The sequence below is a fragment of the Thiobacillus sp. genome, assembly GCF_024708915.1.
The window spans coordinates 1-18944 of record NZ_JANJXQ010000121.1 but is presented as its reverse complement, the minus strand read 5'-3'; the positions used below and the strand labels follow the sequence as shown (position 1 = coordinate 18944).

Below are 18944 nucleotides of genomic sequence, written 5' to 3'. Positions count from 1 at the left end.
AAAACGCGGACGATGGCTGAATACTAGCGGCTTTTGCGGCCAAAGCCGCGATGCGGATGGGCGGGGCGATCCGACTCGATCTGCGTGGCAGGCTCGGGAGAGAAAAAACAGCCGTGCGGATTCGCGGGCATGGGGGCGCGCGGGGGGGCGGCCCAGCCCGCGGGGTGGGGGATAAATTTTTTTTGGGGGGGGTGTTTAAGCCACCAGCCCCCAAAAAATATTACAGCCAACCACCGCGGGGCCGGCCCCCCCCGGGGGCGCCCCCTTGCCCGCGAATCCGCATGGCCGTTTTTTTTCTCTCCTCAACCCTGCCGGCTGCTTGAGCCGGATCGCCCCGCCCGCCCACATCGCGGCGTTGACCGCAAAAGCCAGCTAGTATTCAGCCATCGTCCGCGTTTTTCGTCTGCCATGACACAGCCACACCTATGGCAAAAAGATTCAATCCCCGACTATTCGTACAGCAGTTCAAGCAGACCTTGATGGCTGGCGCCGCGCGCGCAACGAATGCGGATGCACCACCGGCGCCAGCCACGGTCGAGGGGTCCGTCTTTGCCGGATTCAGGCGGGTGCTCCGCATGGGCACGCTGATTTTCGCGTTCATCATCACGCTACTGTTCGCCATGATCTTCTATCAGCACCAGCGCTCGGAAGAGGCCGTTCGCTCGGTGGATCACACGCGGCAGGTCATCGCATACATCGATTCGCTGCGTATCTACCTGCTCAATCTGGATACTGCAGTTCGCAAGTACGCCGAGTCGCGCAATCCCGCCGATCTTGATTCCGCCCTGATATGCCGCCAATCGTCTTGCCCCAGTTCCGCGCAGCTGATCGCCCTGATCAAGGCGGACGGCGACCTGGCTGCCCGCCTGGAGCCGCTGCCGGCGCTGCAGTCGGCACTGGAAATCGGGTTCAGCGCACTGCGGCAGCGCGCCCAGGCGGGCGGCGATGCCACGCCGCCGGAATGGGGGCTTGCGGGGTTCGACAAATCCGCCATCGAGCAGATCCACCGCATTCTGATCGAGACCGGCCGGGAAGAGCTGGCGCAGCTGGAAACACGTGAAAGGACGCGCATTCGCGGCCAGAACGTGTCGTTGGCGCTGCTGGCCGTGGCCGGGCTGTGGATGGGGCTGGCGCTCGTCGGGCTGTACCGCAAGAGCACTCGCCTGATCAGGGCGGGGATCGAGGCCGAACAGACGATCCGCCAACTCAGTCTGCGCGATCCGCTGACGGGTCTGGCCAATCGGCGCTTCCTCCACGAAAACGAAAGGCTCATGATCGCCGGCGCCAGGCGCTCGGAAAAACAGATGGCGGTGCTGGCAGTCGATCTGGACGAATTCAAGGCGGTCAACGACCGCTACGGGCATGCAGCGGGCGATGCGGTTCTGCAGGTAGCGGCAGAAAGGATGAAGCAGTTGCTCCGCGAGTCGGATGTGATCGTGCGCCTCGGCGGCGACGAGTTCGTCATCGTGCTGGGCCAGGTCGACGATGCGAAGGCTGCGCGCGAGGTCGCCGGCCGCGTGGTGGATAGCCTGCGCCAGCCCATCCCGCTTGCCACGGGAGGCAGCGCACGCATCGGGGCTTCGGTGGGGATCGCCCTGTGCTGCGCCGACGGCGAAACGCTGGATGAGCTGTTGAAGAAAGCTGACGCGGCGCTGTACGCGGCAAAGCGTGACGGCAGGAACACCTACCGCGAGGCCGCCGCTAGCGCTGCGTAAAGCCGCTCGCGCGACGGGACGCCGGGAGCGCTATCGCGTCCAGACGATCGAGCTGTCGAAAACCGGCCCTGACGAAACCCGGCCAGCAGTCCATCCCGGCACTTGCCGTCAGCGCGCCTGCGCCCGGGCGAGCCGGGCCTTGAGTTCCGGCATGACCGCGGCGGCGGCCTTTTCGCCTTCCAGGATGGCGAGGTGCCGGTCTTCGAAATCGGTGCTGCTCACCGCGCCTGTCTGCGGCCGGATCACGACGTCCGCATCCTCCAGTTCGTGGCTGCTGATGGTGTGGCCCATGATGGCGAAGGTCTGCAGCAGCACGTCGAGGGTACCGCTGAGCTTGCCACGGCGGCTGACGCTGGAAATGTCCACCGCGATGACGAAGTCCGCCCCCATGCTGCGTGCGACCTGGGCCGGCACCGGCGAGGTGAGGCCGCCGTCGACGTAATCGCGGCCGCTGATCTCGACCGGCTGGAACACGCCCGGCACGGCGCTGGAGGCGCGCACCGCCATGCCGGTGTCGCCGCGGCGGAACAGCACTTTCTCGCCGCTTTGCAGGTCGGTGGCCACCACGCCCAGGGGTTTGGGCATTTTCTGGATGGTGAGACCTTTCACCTTCAGGTTGATGAAATCCTGCAGTGCTTCGCCCTTCAGCACGCCGCGGTTGGGCAGGGTCCAGTCCGCCAGCATGTTCTCCTGCATCGTCAGGGCCAGGTTCTGCAACTCGAAGCCGCTCATGCCCGAGGCGTAGAGCGCCCCCACCACCGAGCCCGCGCTGGTGCCCACCACCATGTCCGGCACGATGCCCTGGGCCTCCAGCGCCTTGATCACGCCGATGTGGGCGAAGCCCCGCGCCGCACCGCCGCCCAGCGCCAGCGCGATCTTGAGCGGCGGCTTGGACAGCGGAGCCGGCGGCGGGATGGGCGGCGCCGGGGGCGGGGTCGCGCAGGCGGAAAGCAGGGCGGCGAGGAGAAGCAGGGACAGGGACAGGCGACGCATGGGACGAACCGGTATTGGGCGGAATACCGGATTATGCAGCGAGGGTGATGAAACCGGCGGGTTCAGGCCGGGGCGTGCGGCAGGACGGCCGGCAAAACCCGCGGCGTCCGCTTCACTGTCGATTCATTTGAACAGGGTTTTGACAATGTTGCTGCCATTCACCAGGACGTGCATGACAAACAATGCGAATGCGAGCATCCATAGCGTGAACAGGATGTAGGCATCGTACGTGTCCCCCAGTTGAAAGCGTCCGACCAGCAACACGCCTATCGCCGCCAGAACGATCTGCATCAGGTCCAGCACCAGGAGCTGGGCCTTGATCGTGCAGCACTTTGCCGCGCTGAGCGTCGTGCCGGCGGCTGGCGGGGCGGCGAGTCTGTCTTTCAGTTCCTTGTAAGGAATATTGCGGATGTAGGCCACCACGGCAAGAACCACTGCCAGCAGGGTGTATTGCACGGGTCCATCCAGCGAATAGGGCGTCATGGGCTCTACCTTCGCTCAGCGGAAAAAATCAACATAGCACACGCCCATCGTGCAGCGCAGGCCGGTCAGCAGCACATGCTCAGCCAGCACCGGGACTTCACGTCGACATAGCCGATCGTCGCTTTCTTGAAGTTGAGGTCGACGAAGAGCTCGCAGCGCAGTTCGCCGTGGCGCCAGCACATGGCGACACTGCTTTCGTTCGAATACATCAGGTGGAACACGCCGTCGAACGCGGGATAACTGCTGCGGAATTCCATCAGTTTGAGCAAGCGCCTGGCCACGGGTTGCCTCACCGCCTGGTCGACCTCGTCCGCGCTGTAACGGTGGCGGTTGATGTCGCGCAACTCGCCGGTGGCTTCCATCAATTCCAGGTCGTTGCTGCCGGCGAGCAGGCCGACGTAGTAGACCTGCGGGATGCCGGGTGCGAAGAACTGGATCGCGCGGGCGGCGATGTAGGCATCGTCGTTGCGCTTGAGTGCGTCGTAGTAGGTGCAGGTGAGCTGGTAGATCGCGCCGACGCTATGCACGTTGGCGGCGGAGCGGCGCAGGATGGGGTCGGCCGAGCGCTGGCTGACGTTGTCGATCACCGCCTGGATCTTGTCCTTGGGCAGCACGCCTTCGGCGTCGGGAATGCAGATGCCGTCGTGGGTGTCGAGCACGGTGAGCTGGTTGCGCGGACACATGCGCAGCCACTGCTTGAGATAGACGCTGTTGGCGTCGAGCAGCGAAAACAGCAGCAGCGGCGCCAGCGCGAAGCCGTAGGGATGCATGCCGTGCAGTGCGATGGCGTACTGGAAGCTGGCGTGGTCATGCACCTCGGGCAGGGTCTCCGCCCCGTTCTCGCGGGCGACGCCGTCGATCCACTTGAGGATGTCGTAGACGTCGGGCTCGACCAGGAAGCAGCTGGTGCCGATCTTTTTCGTCGTGTAGCCGAAGGCATCCAGGCGAAACAGCCTGACACCGCGCGCGGCGAGGAACTTGATGGTGTCCTCCATCAGCGCGTAGGTCTTGGGCGAATTGTAATTGAGGTCGACCTGGTGCTCGGTGAAGGTGCACCAGACGCGGCCGCCGCTGCCGTCGGCAAAAGTCACCTCGCGGAAGGGCTCCTTTTCCTTGCGGATGTGGATGCGCGCCAGATCGTCAGGCGAAATCGGCCCGAGCCGGTCGACGTGCACGAAGAGGTCGGCGTACTCGGAATCGTAGCCGCGGGCGATAAAGTCCTTGAATTCCGCGGATTCGTCCGAGAGGTGGTTGAGGGTGAGATCGAGACAGAGGTCGAAACGCGCCGAGATTCTTTCGACGTCGGCCCAGCTGCCGTATTTCGGATCGATTTCCTTGTGGGTCAGCGGCGAGAAGCCGCCGTCGGCGTTCGACGGGTACGGGGGCAGGATGTGGATGCCGCCGATGGCTTTCGAAAAATACCGCTCGATGATGTCGTACAGCTCGGCCAGGTTGGCGCCCATCCGGTCGGGATAGGCGATCAGCTGGACCTGGTTGCGCAGGGTCATGGGAGGGCCTCGTGGGTCATGCCGGTGCCGGCCTGCTGGCGCTCCGGCAGGCGCAGGGCGACTACGAAAAAACGGGGGGCGTGCCGACGCGTTGCGCGTCGGACGGCTTTGCGGCCGGCGCTGCGCGCAGCTGCCTGAACAGTTCCAGCACATGGCGGGTCCAGTGGCCAACGTCGTAACGGTCGATCAGTGCATCCATGCGCTGCATGCGCGCACGCTGTTCCTCGCGCGGCATGTCCAGCGCGCGATCGATGGCCGCGTCCATCTGGATGAGGCTGTAGGGATTGACCAGCACCGCGTCCTGCAGCTCGACCGCAGCACCGGCGAATTCCGACAGTACCAGCACGCCGCTTTCGTTGACGTGAGCGGCGATGAATTCCTTGGCGACCAGGTTCAAGCCGTCGCGCAGCGGGGTGATCCAGCAAATGTCGGCGGCGCGGTAGTAGCACAGCGCGTCGGCAAACGGCATCGGCGTGGTCGACAGCAGGATCGGTTGCCAGGACAGGGTGCCGATGTGGCCGTTGATGCGTCCCACCAGTTGTTCGATGGATTGCTGCGCTTTCTTGTAGACCCGCATGCCGTCGGCTGCCGCCACTGCGGTGACCAGCAGCTTCACCTTTTCATGCAGTTCGGGGCGCCGCTGCAGCAGGCGCTCGTAGGCCAGCAGCATCTCGCGGGTGCCCTTGGCGTAGTCGACGCGGCCGATCGAGACGATGATTTTTTCCTGCGGGATATCGCGCCGGATCTGCGCGACCTGCGCCCGCTTGTCGGGCTGCTGCACGATGCTGCGGATCATCCCGGCATGGGTACCGATGGGGAAGGCGTCGATCTGGATCGTGCGCCCCCTGCATGTCATCGACACCGGCGTCAGCGGTTCGGACAGTGCGGTGCCGGTGGCACGCAGCTCGTCGGGCACCCTGCGTTCGACCACCTCGTCGACCGCACGCAGCGACTCCACGGTGGCGACGAAATTGCGTGCATAGCGCGGAATGTGGAATCCCACCACGTCGCAAACCAGCAGACTGTCGATGATCTCGTCGCGCCACGGAAAAATGTTGAAGACGTCCGCCGGCGGGAACGGCGTGTGATGGAAGAAGGCGATGTGCACGTCGGGCCGTATCTCGCGCACGAATCTGGGCACCAGCCACAGGTTGTAGTCGTGCACCCACACCACGGCGCCCGGCGCAGCTTCTTCGCAGGCCGCCTCTGCGAACAGGCGGTTGACCTCGCGGAAGGTGGCCCAGTCGCAGTTTTCGGTGGAATACAGCGAAGGGAAGCTGTTGAGGATGGGCCACAGCGCCTCTTTCGAGGTGACGTGGTAGAACTGGCTGATCTGCTCGCTGGTGAGCGGCAGGCGCACCACGTCGTAGCTGCCGTAGCTGTCTTCCACCGTGATGCGGCGTTCGAATCTGGGCGGCTTGCTGGCGGCGGCCTTTTTCCAGGCGACCCAGCTGGCGCGTTCGGTCTGTCCGATGAAGCCCTTCAGCGCGGGCACGATGCCGTTGGGGCTGGCGTTTTCCCTGAGAACGGTTTTGCCGTCCACGACATGTTCCTCATAAGGCTGCCGGTGATAGACGATGACCAGCGATGAAGCCATGGGAGTCCTCCGTTCGGTGAAAGCGTTGCAGGGCGTCGAGCACGCCGGCCGCCCCCGGATGCGGGCTGCGATACACGTTGTCGTGCTGCTGGATGGCCGCGTCGAGCGCGGCCTCGCGGTTGCCCACGGCGACACCGGCCAGACCGGTGTCGAACATGGACAGGTCGTTGAGGGTGTCGCCGGCCACCAGGGTGCGGCGCACGGGCAGGTCGAGCGCCTGCAAGGTGCGCAACAGGGTGGGGCCTTTCTGCACGCCGCGCGGCAGCACGTCGAAATACAGGTTGTCCGAGATCAGGGCGTCGAAACCCAGTTGCTGGATGTCTTGCTGCGCAGCCAGCGCATCGGCGGGGTCCTTGAAATAGTAGGACCGGCGCCGGCCACCGACGACGGGCTGCTCGCGCAATCCCGGGTGCTGCCGCATGGTCTGCCCGATGCGCGCCGATGCATCGGCCGGCCAGCGAGCGTCCAGCCACTGCTCGAGATGCGGCAGGGGCGCGTACCACGGGCCGCACGCGACACTGGTGCCGACATCGCCGACCAGGTGGTCGGGCTGCACCGGCAGTTCTTTGGCCAGGCCACGCATGAAGTCGATGCCGCGGCCGCTGACAAAAATGAGCACGATTTCGTCGCGGCGCTGCGCGATCCAGTCATACAGTGCCGTACGTTCGCCGGCACTGCCGCCGAGAAAAGTGCCGTCGAGGTCGGTGGCGAGGATGGTCTGCGGCGCGCCGCCGTGCTGCGGCGCAGGCGCAATCGGATGAAAGCCTTCAGCCATGTCGAACAATGTCATCTCCAAAGTCGGGGCGGCGAGCGTCGCGCGCGCGTTGGAAAAACGCCAGGATGCGGCTGGCGGGGCAGCCTGACAGGCTGCCTGGACTCAGCAGCCCGGCCCCGGGATCGAGGGGATAGCCGGGCATGGCGGCAATACCTCCTTCAGGAGGCGTCATCGCCGGGAAAGGCGGATGGTAAAAATCACCGGCGCGAAGGCGCCGGGCATGATTGGTTTATGGTGTGTTGGGGTTGCCCGCGCAGGGACGAACCGGCACAACAAGCGCGCAATCAATATTGTTTTGCGCAAAATTATTTTAACCGATAGGCCCCCGCGAGGCAATCCGGACCGCGCCCGCGGCAACAAGGCCTGCGCAAAAAGCCTGCTCCGGAGGCCGTTACAAGGCCGAACCTTCCCGCTTCATGGCACTCACCCGGTGAGTGCCATGAAAAGTACAGGCAAGGTGTCGCTGCGGCCGCCGCTACGCGACCTGGCGTTTACTTCGTCAACGCCATAAAGAGCTCTGGCAGTTTTTCCGGCAGGCGCTCGATGCGGTCGATGACGGTGACCTGGCGGCCGAAGATGTCGCCGACGTATTCGTCGGCCCTGGGGTCGAGGCTGATGCAGTAGGTGAAAATATTGTCACGGTCGAGTTCCTTCACCGCTTGCCGCGCGTCTTCGATCAACAGGCGTTCATCGTGGACATCGACGTCGGACGGCATGCCGTCGGTGAGGATGAGCATCAGTTTCTTGTCGGCCGGACGCGCGCCGAGAGTGTGCGCGGCGTGGCGCATCGCCGCGCCCATGCGGGTCGACCAGCCCGCCTGCATCGCGGCCAGGCGCGCCTTGACGTCGTCGTTGAAGTGCTCGCCGTAGCCCTTGATGTGCAGATAACGCACGTCGTGGCGGGTGTTGGAATGGAAGCCGGCGATGGCGAACGGGTCGCCCAGCTTCTCGATCGACCAGGCCAGCAGCGAGACCGCCTCCTGGGAGAGTTCGAGTATGGTCTGATTGCTGCCCGCCGCCTTCTCGTTGAGCGATTCCGACAGGTCCAGCAGCAGCATGACGGCGATGTCGCGGCCGTCGGTGCGGTGGCTCATGTTGATGCGCGGGTCGGGGGTGGCGCCGCCTTTGAAATCGATGAGCGAGCGGATGGCGACGTCGAGATCGAGTTCGCTGCCTTCTTCCTGATAGCGGATGCGCACCTTGTCCTGCGGCTTCAGCAGGTCGAGCATTTTCTTCAGCCGCTTGGCGAGCGCGCCGTGCTTGGCGAGCAGGCGGTCGATGTCGCCGGCGTTGCCGTGGGGATGCAGCGCTTCGTACACGCAAGCCCAGTCCGGGCGGTAGGTCTGGCTGCCGTAGTCCCACTCCGGGTAGTGGCGCGGCGGCAGGCCGTGGATTTCCTCGCCCGGCTCGATCTTGCGCTGCTCGTCGAAGGCTTCTTCCTCGTCGCCCGCCTCGATGAATTTCCACAGCTGGCGGTTGTCGTCGCGGTAGTCGACCACGGTGTCGTCGAAGTGGATTCTGGCGAACTGGTCGCTCTGGCGGCGGGTCTTCGCCACGTAGGAAAGCGCCAGCGCGGCGATCTCATCGGTGCTGGATTCACTTTCGGCCATGATGGCGTGGAAGCGCTGCACGTAATCCAGCAGGTCGGCGTCAAGATAGCCGTGATCCGGATCGAGCAGCGCGCGCGACAGCATCGCCATGCGGTGGCGCAGGCAGGACGTGGTTTCCGGATCGCAAGCGGTTTCCTGTGGCTGCGGATGCAGTGCGAGGAACAGGCGGGAGAGGCCGGGGTATTCGCGGATCAAGAGCGTCTCGACGCGGCAGTCCTCGAAGAACTCCACCGCCATGCGCTGAAACGGGCTCCAGTTGTCGGCGACCTGCGCCGCGGACCAGCGGCGGTGGCCGACGATGTGGGCAAGCGCGGCGCGGTAGCGGTCGATGCCGCTGACGATAATCCCCTCCCCCGCTTGCGGGGGAGGGTGGCCCGAAGGGCCGGGAGAGGGAGCGTCTACGCTGGCCCCCTCATTCCCGGCCCCTCCCCCGCTTGCGCGCGCGGCGGTGCCGCGCCCCTCTCCCCCGACCCCTCTCCCGCTTGCGGGGGAGGGGAGGATGAGGTCGTCGTAGACGTCGGGCAGGCGGATGCCGAGCTTGTCGTAGTAGGGAATCGGCTTGCGGATTTCGTCGAACGCGGTGGAATACGGCACCAGGTGGTCGCCGTCCTGCCACAGGCCGCGCAGGTACAGATCGAGCTTGCGCTCGACGTCCGCCAGCAGGGTGCCGTGGCGTTCGCGCTGCAGCACCGCGCGGCTGTCGGCCGACTGCAGGCTGAAGTAATCCTTCTGCCGCTCGGGGTGGCTGCCGTAGTTGCGGATGCCGTATTCGACCCAGTTCTTCAGGCCGGCCAGCGTCAGCTGGCTGAGCAGGTTCGGCGCCTGGGCGAGGAATTCCGGCAGGCCCGGGCTGGGGAAGGTGGTGTGGTGGCCGTGGATGGAGCCGGTGGTGCGCGCCATGAAATCCAGCGTGAGGTCGAGGTAATGCTGCAGTTGCGCTTGCGACTGCAGCCGCCGCGCCAGCGGCGCCAGCGTCTGCAGGAAGGGCGCGATGGCGCGGCCGTTGGGCGACTTCTGCATGCGCTGGATCAGCGCCATCACCGCCGGCAGCGCGGCCTCGCCGACCGCCTTGGCGGTGGACGGCCACGCTTCCAGGAACGCCAGCATCGGCTCGGCGCCGCGGCCCAGCTTGCCGATGACGCGGCCCGCTTCGAGGTAGGCATCGAGTCCTTCGCGCGTGAGCACCGCCAGCGCTTCCGCCATGACGTCGTCGAACACCTCCTCCACCTGCACAAAGCGGGTGTCGAGCTGCTTCCAGTAAGCCGCCATCAACGGATGCTGATATTCGGTCTTGGTCATTTTTTTATCCGCGAAGGACGCGAAGAGGCGCGAAGAAAAACATCATGTGTCTGTGGGCTTTCTCTGCGTCCTCCGCGCCTCTGCGGTTCAATTTTTCTCAAACCGCAAACGTGGCGTCGATGGCGTGATCCAGCGTCTCGCGGATGTCGGCGTCGTCGGTGATCGGCCGCACCAGCGCCATGCGGCAGGCGTCGCGCGGCTCCACACCATCTTTAATGAGCATGGCTGCGTACACCAGCAGGCGGGTCGAAATGCCTTCGTCCAGCCCGTGCCCTTTCAGGTTGCGCGCCACCCCGCCGATCTTTACCAGACTGGCCGCCATTGCGGCGTCGGCACCGGTTTCTTTCGCCACGATCCCGGTTTCCAGCGCGGCATCGGGGTAGTCGAAGTCGAACGCGGTGAAGCGCTGCTTGGTCGACTGCTTGAGATCCTTCATCAAGGTCTGGTAGCCGGGATTGTAGGAAATCACCAGTTGGAAGTCGGGGTGGGCGTGGATCAGCTCGCCCTTCTTGTCGAGCGGCAGGGTGCGGCGGTGGTCGGTCAGCGGGTGGATCACCACGGTGGTGTCCTGGCGCGCCTCGACGATCTCGTCCAGATAGCAGATGGCGCCGATGCGCGCGGCGGTGGTGAGCGGGCCGTCGAGCCAGCGGGTGCCGTTGGCTTCGAGCAGATAGCGCCCGACCAGATCGGACGCGGTCATGTCCTCGTTGCAGGCCACGGTGATCAGCGGCTTGCCGAGCTTCCACGCCATGTATTCGACGAAGCGCGATTTGCCGCAGCCGGTCGGTCCTTTCACCATCACCGGCAGGCGGTTGCGGTAGGCGGCCTGGTACAGCGCGACTTCGTTCTTCTGCTGCTGGTAGAAGGGTTCCTGCTGAACCTTGTATTGCTCTTTGTCTGTCATTTTCATTCCTCGGTGCGGAAGAAAAAAACGCCCCCGGAAAGCCGGGGGCGTGTAGCGCGGGAGGGTTCTCGACGGCTAGGAGACCGCTTCAAACCTGCCCCGCGGGGGGATGAGGTTTCATCCCCGTGTTCTTACTTGTGCACGCCCAGCTTTTCGCGCCAGCCCGGATACAGCTTGTCGGCGTCGTTCGGGAAGGACTCGAAGGCGCGGGCGAATTCCTTGTGGCTCTTGGCGAACTCGATCGGGTCGGCGCCCGATTTCCAGCACTCGTACGACTGGCGCAGCGAGATCGCACCGGCCGCCGGGCTGTCGATGTGGCCGTAGGAGCCGCCGCCCGAGGTGTTGATGACGTTGCCGTGGCCGAGGTTCTCGAAGAAGCCGGGCAGGCGCAGCGCGTTCATGCCGCCGGAGATGATCGGGGTGGTGGGCTTCATGCCGTACCACTTCTGGAAGTAGACCGGACCCTGGCACTCGTCGCGCTCGATCATGTAGGCGATGCCCTTGTCGGACGCCTCGCCTTCCATCTTGCCGTAGCCCATGGTGCCGACGTGGATGCCGGACGCGCCCTGCAGGCGGCTCATCTTGGCCAGCACGAAAGCGGTGTAGCCGCGCTTGGCGGACGGCGAGGTGACGGCACCGTGACCGGCGCGGTGGTAGTGCAGGTACTGGCCGGGGTACTGACGGCGGGCGGTGGTCACCATACCGGGACCGCCGACGTAGCCGTCGACCAGGAAGGCCAGCTTGTCGGCGTCGGGGCCGAACACTTCCAGCGCGAAGTCGGCGCGGGCGCACATCTCGTAGTGGTCGTCGGCGGTGATGTTCATGGAGAACAGCTTGGCCTGGCCGGTCTCGTCCTGGGCGCGCTTCATGGCGTCATAGACCAGGGGGATGACCTTCTTGACGGGGGCGAACACCTGGTTGCCCTGGGGCTCGTCGTTCTTGATGAAGTCGCCGCCCAGCCAGAACTGGTAGGCGGCTTGGGCGAACGGCTCGGGACGCAGGCCCAGTTTGGGCTTGATGATGGTGCCGGCGATGTAGCCGCCGTCCTTGACCGGGCGGCCGAGGATGCGCCACAGGTTGGAGATGTCGGTGGCGGGGCCGTCGAACATCTGGATGGCGCGCTCGGGCACGTGGAAGTCGATCATCTTGGCGTGCTCGATGTCGCCCATGCCCTGGTTGTTGCCGATCACCAGGGTCAGGAAGGAGACGATCATGAAGCGGCCGTCGGTGACGTTGCGGTCGAACAGATCGAGCGGATAGGCAATCCGCATGTCTTCGGTGGCTTCGTCGATGTAGTACACCAGCGCGTCGACGCCCTTGGTGAATTCGTCGGTGGTCGACACTTCGACGTTGGTGCCGGTGGAGGACTCGGCGGCGAAGTGCGCGGCCGCTTCGAGGTAGCCATGGCCGGCCTTGGGCTTCATCTTGTAGGCGACCAGGATGTGCTTGCCACCCTTGATCAGGTCTTCTTCTTTGAGGCTGAGGTCGGCGTAACGTGCGGATTGATCCATTGCATGACTCCTGCGGTAAATAAACAAAGCATCAGGCGCTTTCCCCTGATCGCGGCAGGGGCAGACTATACGCAGGGACTTATATAATTAAAATTCAATTGTTATGATGAAAACCATATCGTTAACCTTATACATCAACAATGCGCCGATTGACGCTGCGCCAGTTCCGGGTATTTGAAGCGGTTGCCCGCCATCTGTCGTTTTCGCGGGCGGCCGAGGAATTGCACCTGTCGCAGCCGGCCGTCTCCATGCAGGTGCGGGGAATCGAGGTCATACTCGGCCTGCCGCTCACCGAGCAGTTGGGGAAAAAAATCTTTCTCACCGAGGCCGGGCGCGAGGTGCTGCACGCCAGTCAGGCGATCACCGCGCGTCTGGACGACCTGCAGGCCAATCTGGTGCAGCTGCGCAGCATGGATAGCGGCCAGCTCAATATCGCCGTGACCACGACCGTGAGTGCCGTTGCCACCGGCATCCTCGCCCGCTTTCGCGGCGAGCATCCCAAGGTGGCGATCCATCTGGACGTATCCAACCGCGAATCGGTGCTGGGGCAACTGGCCGCGAACCGCATCGATCTGGCCATCATGGGCCAGGTGCCGGACGGACTGGGCCTGGAAGCCATCCGTTTCATGGACAACCCGCTGGTGGTGATCGCCCCGCCCGGCCATCCGCTGGTCCGCAAAAAGCGGATCGCCGTCCGCGACCTGGCGTCCGAGTCGTTCCTGGTGCGCGAAGCCGGCTCCGGCACGCGCGGCGCCATGGAACGCTTCTTCGCCGCCCGCGGGCTGGAAATCCGCAGCAGCATGGAAATGAGCAGCAACGAAGCGATCAAGCAGGCGGTGCAGGCCGGGCTGGGCCTCGGCATCCTGTCGCTGCAGACGCTGGAGATGGAACAGGCGCTGAAGCGGCTGGCCGTGCTCGCGGTCGAGGGTTTTCCCATCATGCGCCACTGGTACATCGTCCACCGTGCCGACAAACGGCTGTCGCCGCTGGCGCAGGCATTCAAGGATTTCGTGCTGGGGCCGGATTCGCTTGGCTGATCGCCCCGCCCGGTATTAGAATCGCACCTGCCGGGGCACCAGCCCCCGGCGTCAGGATGTCACCCCATCCGCAAGACGGTGTCCCGTCCAAGTCTGGCTTTAATCCTTCGACTTGGAGCATTTCTCTTGGACACCACCCCCATCGCCGCCCCCGCGCCCGTCACTCTGGGCGAATCCTTCAAATACTGGCTCAAGCTCGGCTTCATCAGCTTCGGCGGCCCCGCCGGGCAGATCGCGCTGATGCATCAGGAGCTGGTGGAAAAACGCCGCTGGATTTCCGAACACCGCTACCTGCATGCACTCAACTACTGCATGCTGCTGCCCGGCCCCGAAGCGACCCAGCTGGCGATCTACATCAGCTGGCTGCTGCACGGCGTGAAAGGCGGCGTGATCGCGGGGGTGCTGTTTTTCCTGCCCGGGTTTCTGCTGCTGGCGCTGCTGGCCGCCCTCTATCTGGCATGGGGCGAGGTGCCGCTGGTGCAGGGCATTTTCTACGGCATCCGGCCGGCAGTGGTGGCGGTGGTGCTGTTCGCCGCCTGGCGCATCGGCCATCGCGCGCTGAAGAACGAGGTGCTGTGGTGCATGGCGGCGCTCGCCTTCATCGGCATTTTCGTGTTCGACATCGGCTTTCCGTGGATCGTGCTCGCGGCGGCGATTCTGGGCGCGCTGGGCGGCAAGATCGCGCCGCACAAATTCAGGGCCGGCGGCGGACACGGCGGCGGTCACAAGCAGTACGGCGCGGCGCTGATCGACGACGACACGCCGCCGCCCGCCCACGCGAAATTCTCCTGGGGCAGGCTCGCCGCGACCACCGCGGTGTTCGTGCTGATCTGGCTGGGCGCGATGGCGGCCCTTTATGGCGCGCCCGATCTCTACCGCATGGGCGACTTCTTCACCCGCGCCGCCTTCCTCACCATCGGCGGCGCCTATGCCGTGCTGCCCTACGTCTACCAGGCCGCGGTGGAACAGTTCGGCTGGCTCACCGGCGCGCAGATGATGGACGGCCTGGCGCTCGGCGAAACCACGCCGGGGCCGCTGATCATGATCGTCACCTGGGTCGGCTATCTCGGCGGGGTCGCCAAGGAGGTGCTGGCGAATCCGCTGGCGGCGGGTTTTGCCGGCGCGGCGGTGGCGACCTTCTTCACCTTTCTGCCCTCGTTCTTTTTCATCCTGGCGGGCGCGCCGCTGATCGAGGCCACGCGCGGCGAGCTTCGCTTCACCGCGCCGCTGACCGGCATCACCGCCGCGGTGGTGGGCGTCATCCTCAATCTGGCGGTATTCTTCGCCTGGCACACCTTCTGGCCACAGGGCACGGCGGCGGCGCCGTTCGCCGGCAGCTTCGAATGGTTCCCCGTCATCGTTGCGGTTGCCGCGTTCGTCGCCCTGTGGAAATACCAGGCCGACGTCATGAAGGTGATCGGCGTATGCGCCCTCCTGGGGCTGGCTTATTCGTTATTCATGTGAGGAAAATCATGGAACCCAAGATCATCCAACCACCGAAGCGCTGCGGCTGCGCCAATCCGACCGACAAATGCGAGGAACTGGCGCGCACCATCAAGCCCGCCAAGCTGAACCCCGACACCACCCTGGTGTTCGACGTGCGGCGCGAAGCCGACTATGCGGCGTCCAACGAGACCATTCCCGGCGCGCTGTGGAAGAACCCGGACAAGATCGACGCCTGGATCGGCGCCGTCCCGCGAACGCTCGACGTGGTGATCTACTGCGTGCGCGGCGGCACGGTATCGAACAGCGTGGTCGACCGCCTGCAGGCTGCCGGCGTCAAGGCACGCTTCATCGAGGGCGGCTTCGAAGCCTGGAAGGCCGCGGGCGGCAAGGTCGCTGCCAAATGAAATGGGTCACCCGCGAGCGCCCGAAGATCGACCGCATCGCCTGCCCCTGGCTGATTGCGCGCTTCATCGATCCGGCCGCCGAATTCCTCTACGTACCCGCCGCCGATGTGCTGAAAATCGCGCAAGACACCGGCGCGATCCCCTACGACATTCCCGGTGTGGAATACGGCCACGTCGGCGAACTGTGCAGTTTCGATGCTTTTTTGCGCCTGCACGATCTGCGCGACCCGGCTTTGCAGCAGCTCGCTGTCATCGTGCGCGGCGCCGACACTGCGCGGCTCGATCTCGCGCCGCAATGCGCCGGGCTGCTGGCGCAATCGCTCGGCCTTTCGGCGCTGTTCGCGGACGACCACGTCATGCTGCAGCACGGCATGCTGATGTACGACGCCTACTATGCCTGGCTCAAGCAGGGTCGCGGCGAGCCCACGCCCGGAAACCGCCACTAAGCCATTGAAAGTTGTATTAAAAATGTTTGTTATAAAGTAGTTGACTAGTTTAGTAGGTTATTCTATTGTGCGGCTTGCAAATTTTTATTGAGCGCAAGGACTGCATCATGGAACGTGAAATCAACGGCAAAATCGTCGAAACCGACCCCGAAGGCTATCTGGTCAACCTGGACGACTGGTCCGAGGAACTGGCGGTCGAACTGGCCAAGGAAGACAAGCTGGACCTGGGTGAAAACCACTGGAAGATCATCCACTACATGCGCGACCAGTTCGCCCAGAACGGCACCGCGCCCAACCTGCGCTTTCTGCAGAAGGGCCTGAAGGAAGAATTCGGCGACGAATGGGGCGACAAGAAATTCCTCTTCGACCTGTTCCCGTTCGGTCCCGCCAAGCAGGCTGGCCGCTACGCCGGCACCCCGAAGCCGACCGGCTGCGTCTGAGGATACAAGCCGCCGCATCGAACGCCCCGCCCCGTGCGGGGCGTTTTGTTTGGACACCCATGGCGCACGTGCAGCAAGGCTGCAGGCTGCGCGTGGCGCAGTATCTACACCGATTCGCGGAACATGAAATAGACGGCGCCCATCAGGCACAGCGCCGCCCACAGGAAATCCAGCTTCAGCTCCACCTTCATATAGAGCACGGCGAACGGGATGAACACCGACAGCGCGATGACCTCCTGCATGATCTTCAGCTGCGGCAGACTCATCACGCTGAAGCCGATGCGGTTGGCCGGCACCTGCAGCAGATACTCGAACAGGGCGATGCCCCAGCTGGCGAACGCCGCGACAATCCACGGCTGGTTGTTCATGTCTTTCAGATGGGCGTACCACGCGAAGGTCATGAACACGTTGGACAGCGTGAGCAGGATCAGGGTCTGCAGGGAAGCGGGCATGGTCGTCTCCGGAATCGGACGCGCGCCATTGTAGGGAGTCTGCGCGCTAAAATGCCGGCTTTCGCATTCAGGAATCAGCATGATGAACGCGCCTCAGGTGGGGGTGGTGATGGGGTCTTCCAGCGACTGGGAGGTGATGAAGCACGCGGCGATGCTGCTGAAGCAGCTGGGCATCCACTATGAAACGAAGGTGGTGTCCGCGCATCGCACCCCGGATCTGCTGTACGAATACGCTTCCACTGCGGAGACACGCGGCATCAAGGCGATCATCGCCGGTGCCGGTGGCGCCGCCCACCTGCCCGGCATGATTGCCTCGAAAACCATTGTGCCGGTGCTCGGCGTGCCGGTCCCGTCGAAATACCTCAAGGGCATGGATTCGCTGCTCTCCATCGTGCAGATGCCGAAGGGCATCCCGGTCGCCACCTTCGCCATCGGCGAAGCCGGCGCCGCCAACGCCGCGCTGTTCGCCGCCGCCCTGATCGCGCGCTACGACAACGGCCTCGCCGACCAGCTCAATGACTTCCGCCGTGGCCAGGCGGATTCGGTGCTGGCAATGGAACTGCCCGATGTCGACTAAGCCGCTGCCCATCCTGCCCGGCGCCACCCTGGGCATCCTCGGCGGCGGCCAGCTCGGCCGCATGTTCACCATCGCCGCGCGCACCATGGGTTACCGGGTCATGGTGCTCGACCCCGATGGCGCCAGCCCCGCCGGGCAGATGGCCGATGTGCACCTGCAGGCGGATTACGCCGACCACGCCGCGCTGAAGCAGCTCGGCACCGCCTGCGCCGCCGTGACCACCGAATTCGAGAACGTCCCGGCGGCGAGCCTGATCGAACTGGCCAGCTATTGCCGGGTGTCGCCGGGCGCTGCTGCAGTGGCGATCGTGCAGGACCGCAGCCACGAAAAATCCTGGCTCGCCGACAACGGCTTCGCCACCGCGCCGTTCGCGCTGGTCTACAGCGAAGGCGACCTCGACGCCGCGCTGGCGGACACCGGCACGCCGGCGCTGCTGAAAGTGTCGCGCTTCGGCTACGACGGCAAGGGCCAGGCGCGAGTCGGCACGCTCGAGGAAGCCCGCGCGGCGTTCCGCGAATTCGGCGGCCAGCCCTGCGTGCTGGAAGGTTTCGTCGAACTGGAGCGCGAGGTATCGGTAGTGCTGGCGCGCGACGATGCCGGCGAGTGCGCGCTGTTTCCGCTCGCCGAAAACCGCCACGACAACGGCATTCTCGACGTCTCCATCGTTCCCGCCCGCGTGCCCGACAGCCTCGCCGCGCAGGCGCGCGACACGGCGCGCGCGGTGGCCGACCGGCTCGGCTACGTCGGCGTGATGGCGGTCGAATTCTTCGTCGCCGGCGGCCGCCTGATGGTCAACGAAATCGCCCCGCGCCCGCACAACTCCGGCCACTACACGCTCGACGCCTGCGTTACCGACCAGTTCGAGCAGCAGGTGCGCGCGCTGTGCGGCCTGCCGCTGGGCGACCCCCGCCTGCTGTCGCCGGTGGTGATGGTCAACCTGCTCGGCGACCGCTGGCGCAACGGCGGCCCGCACTGGGGCGCGCTGCTGGCGCACCCCGCCATCAAGCTGCACCTGTACGGCAAACAGGCCGCGCGCCCCGGCCGCAAGATGGGGCATTTCAACGTGCTGGATGCCGATCCGGCCGCCGCGCTGCAACTGGCCGAACGGCTGCGCGATGCGTTGTAGCGGGTTGCTCAAGGCCGGCCGTTATGGCGCGCTTGCAGCGCTGGTTTCATGCGGCGCCGCCGGGAACGACGCGCCGCTGCCGCTGCGCATCGGCCCGCATGTTTTCCAGGTTGAAGTCGCGGCCACGCCGCAGCAGCGCGAACGCGGCCTGATGGGCCGCACGCAGCTCCCCGCCGACGGCGGCATGCTGTTCGTGTTCGGGCACGCGGGACGGCATTGCTTCTGGATGCGCAACACCCCGCTGCCGCTGTCGATTGCGTTTGCCGACGACCGCGGCCGCATCGTCGCGCTCGCCGACATGCAGCCGCATAGCGACGCCCTGCATTGCCCCGATACGGATGCGCGCTATGCACTGGAAGTGCCGCAAGGGGAATTCCGCCGCCGCGGCATCGCAACAGGCGCGCAGATAGACGGCTTGCCGCGCTAGTGTCGCGACTCGGAAATAGGGGAACGCAATGAAACGGATGGATTTTTTCGCAGGGCAAGGCGCGAGGAGAGCGTGGTTGTTGCCGATTTATCGGCTTTACAACCACGGCCTACCCCTTGCGGGTGGGCGACATAGCCGGCTCTATGGCAACGACGAGCAACGCCGCCATGCGGAAAAAGACGCCGTTTCATGTT

19 protein-coding genes are annotated in these 18944 nt (G+C 64.9%); 10 read left to right on the top strand and 9 right to left on the bottom strand.

Features of this window, described 5'->3' with window-relative positions; translation table 11 throughout:
* The first annotated feature begins 575 nt into the window (after positions 1-575).
* The gene (locus Q0L94_RS08875) at positions 576-1715 is read left to right on the top strand and encodes a GGDEF domain-containing protein (protein WP_296752606.1); all 1140 of its coding nucleotides are present in this window, start codon (positions 576-578) and stop codon (positions 1713-1715) included.
* Positions 1716-1823: 108 nt separating this feature from the next.
* Here the strand turns inward: Q0L94_RS08875 and Q0L94_RS08870 are convergent, their stop codons facing one another.
* The 5 genes from Q0L94_RS08870 to Q0L94_RS08850 all read right to left on the bottom strand — a co-directional run bounded on the left by Q0L94_RS08870 (position 1824) and on the right by Q0L94_RS08850 (position 7071).
* On the bottom strand, positions 1824-2708 hold the full coding sequence (locus tag Q0L94_RS08870) for a patatin-like phospholipase family protein (RefSeq protein ID WP_296752604.1): 885 nt from the start codon (positions 2706-2708) through the stop codon (positions 1824-1826).
* Between the two features lie 123 nt (positions 2709-2831).
* On the bottom strand, positions 2832-3191 hold the full coding sequence (locus Q0L94_RS08865; RefSeq protein ID WP_296752601.1) for a hypothetical protein: 360 nt from the start codon (positions 3189-3191) through the stop codon (positions 2832-2834).
* A 65-nt stretch (positions 3192-3256) separates the two neighbouring features.
* Positions 3257-4699 carry a sucrose phosphorylase gene (gene gtfA / locus Q0L94_RS08860; protein ID WP_296752599.1) on the bottom strand — a complete coding sequence of 481 codons (1443 nt, stop codon included), beginning with the start codon at positions 4697-4699 and terminating at the stop codon, positions 3257-3259.
* A 61-nt stretch (positions 4700-4760) separates the two neighbouring features.
* Complete coding sequence (gene ggpS, locus Q0L94_RS08855) at positions 4761-6296, bottom strand: glucosylglycerol-phosphate synthase (RefSeq protein ID WP_296752596.1); 1536 nt, start codon at positions 6294-6296, stop codon at positions 4761-4763.
* Positions 6253-7071, bottom strand: a complete 819-nt coding sequence (locus Q0L94_RS08850) for an HAD family hydrolase (protein ID WP_296752594.1) — start codon at positions 7069-7071, stop codon at positions 6253-6255. Before Q0L94_RS08850 ends, ggpS begins: the two co-directional genes overlap by 44 nt.
* Before the next feature lie 187 nt (positions 7072-7258).
* Here Q0L94_RS08850 and Q0L94_RS08845 point away from each other — a divergent pair, with 187 nt between their 5' ends.
* Complete coding sequence (locus tag Q0L94_RS08845) at positions 7259-7582, top strand: hypothetical protein (RefSeq protein ID WP_296752591.1); 324 nt, start codon at positions 7259-7261, stop codon at positions 7580-7582.
* Here Q0L94_RS08845 and Q0L94_RS08840 read toward each other — a convergent pair.
* The 3 genes from Q0L94_RS08840 to Q0L94_RS08830 all read right to left on the bottom strand — a co-directional run bounded on the left by Q0L94_RS08840 (position 7563) and on the right by Q0L94_RS08830 (position 12395).
* Positions 7563-9980: a VWA domain-containing protein gene (locus Q0L94_RS08840; protein WP_296752589.1), complete on the bottom strand. Its 2418-nt coding sequence runs from the start codon at positions 9978-9980 to the stop codon at positions 7563-7565. The two genes, Q0L94_RS08845 and Q0L94_RS08840, sit on opposite strands and share 20 nt — an antisense overlap.
* 97 nt (positions 9981-10077) lie before the next feature.
* The gene (locus Q0L94_RS08835; RefSeq protein WP_296752587.1) at positions 10078-10884 is read right to left on the bottom strand and encodes a CbbQ/NirQ/NorQ/GpvN family protein; all 807 of its coding nucleotides are present in this window, start codon (positions 10882-10884) and stop codon (positions 10078-10080) included.
* A gap of 131 nt (positions 10885-11015) precedes the next feature.
* Positions 11016-12395 (bottom strand): ribulose-bisphosphate carboxylase, encoded by a 1380-nt coding sequence (locus Q0L94_RS08830; protein WP_296752585.1) that lies wholly within the window; start codon positions 12393-12395, stop codon positions 11016-11018.
* A 140-nt stretch (positions 12396-12535) separates the two neighbouring features.
* Here Q0L94_RS08830 and Q0L94_RS08825 point away from each other — a divergent pair, with 140 nt between their 5' ends.
* The 5 genes from Q0L94_RS08825 (at position 12536) to Q0L94_RS08805 (ending at position 16168) form a co-directional block, all read left to right on the top strand.
* Positions 12536-13432, top strand: coding sequence for a LysR family transcriptional regulator (locus tag Q0L94_RS08825; protein ID WP_296752582.1), 897 nt, complete (start codon positions 12536-12538; stop codon positions 13430-13432).
* A gap of 126 nt (positions 13433-13558) precedes the next feature.
* Positions 13559-14896 (top strand): chromate efflux transporter, encoded by a 1338-nt coding sequence (gene chrA, locus Q0L94_RS08820; RefSeq protein WP_296752579.1) that lies wholly within the window; start codon positions 13559-13561, stop codon positions 14894-14896.
* Positions 14897-14904: 8 nt separating this feature from the next.
* On the top strand, positions 14905-15282 hold the full coding sequence (locus tag Q0L94_RS08815) for a rhodanese-like domain-containing protein (RefSeq protein ID WP_296752576.1): 378 nt from the start codon (positions 14905-14907) through the stop codon (positions 15280-15282).
* Positions 15279-15728 (top strand): chromate resistance protein ChrB domain-containing protein, encoded by a 450-nt coding sequence (locus tag Q0L94_RS08810; protein WP_296752573.1) that lies wholly within the window; start codon positions 15279-15281, stop codon positions 15726-15728. The genes Q0L94_RS08815 and Q0L94_RS08810 overlap by 4 nt, the downstream gene beginning before the upstream one ends.
* 107 nt (positions 15729-15835) lie before the next feature.
* Entirely contained in the window at positions 15836-16168 is a 333-nt protein-coding gene (locus tag Q0L94_RS08805) for a TusE/DsrC/DsvC family sulfur relay protein (RefSeq protein WP_296752571.1), read from the top strand.
* A 104-nt stretch (positions 16169-16272) separates the two neighbouring features.
* Here the strand turns inward: Q0L94_RS08805 and Q0L94_RS08800 are convergent, their stop codons facing one another.
* Positions 16273-16620 carry a DMT family protein gene (locus Q0L94_RS08800; RefSeq protein WP_296752568.1) on the bottom strand — a complete coding sequence of 116 codons (348 nt, stop codon included), beginning with the start codon at positions 16618-16620 and terminating at the stop codon, positions 16273-16275.
* Positions 16621-16699: 79 nt separating this feature from the next.
* Between Q0L94_RS08800 and purE the strand changes: the two genes are divergently transcribed.
* From purE to Q0L94_RS08785, 3 genes are read left to right on the top strand one after another with little or no spacing between them, the layout of a single operon-like run.
* Complete coding sequence (gene purE, locus Q0L94_RS08795) at positions 16700-17197, top strand: 5-(carboxyamino)imidazole ribonucleotide mutase (protein ID WP_296752566.1); 498 nt, start codon at positions 16700-16702, stop codon at positions 17195-17197.
* The gene (locus tag Q0L94_RS08790) at positions 17187-18323 is read left to right on the top strand and encodes a 5-(carboxyamino)imidazole ribonucleotide synthase (protein WP_296752564.1); all 1137 of its coding nucleotides are present in this window, start codon (positions 17187-17189) and stop codon (positions 18321-18323) included. Before purE ends, Q0L94_RS08790 begins: the two co-directional genes overlap by 11 nt.
* Entirely contained in the window at positions 18313-18750 is a 438-nt protein-coding gene (locus Q0L94_RS08785) for a DUF192 domain-containing protein (RefSeq protein WP_296752563.1), read from the top strand. The genes Q0L94_RS08790 and Q0L94_RS08785 overlap by 11 nt, the downstream gene beginning before the upstream one ends.
* Positions 18751-18944 lie beyond the last annotated feature (194 nt).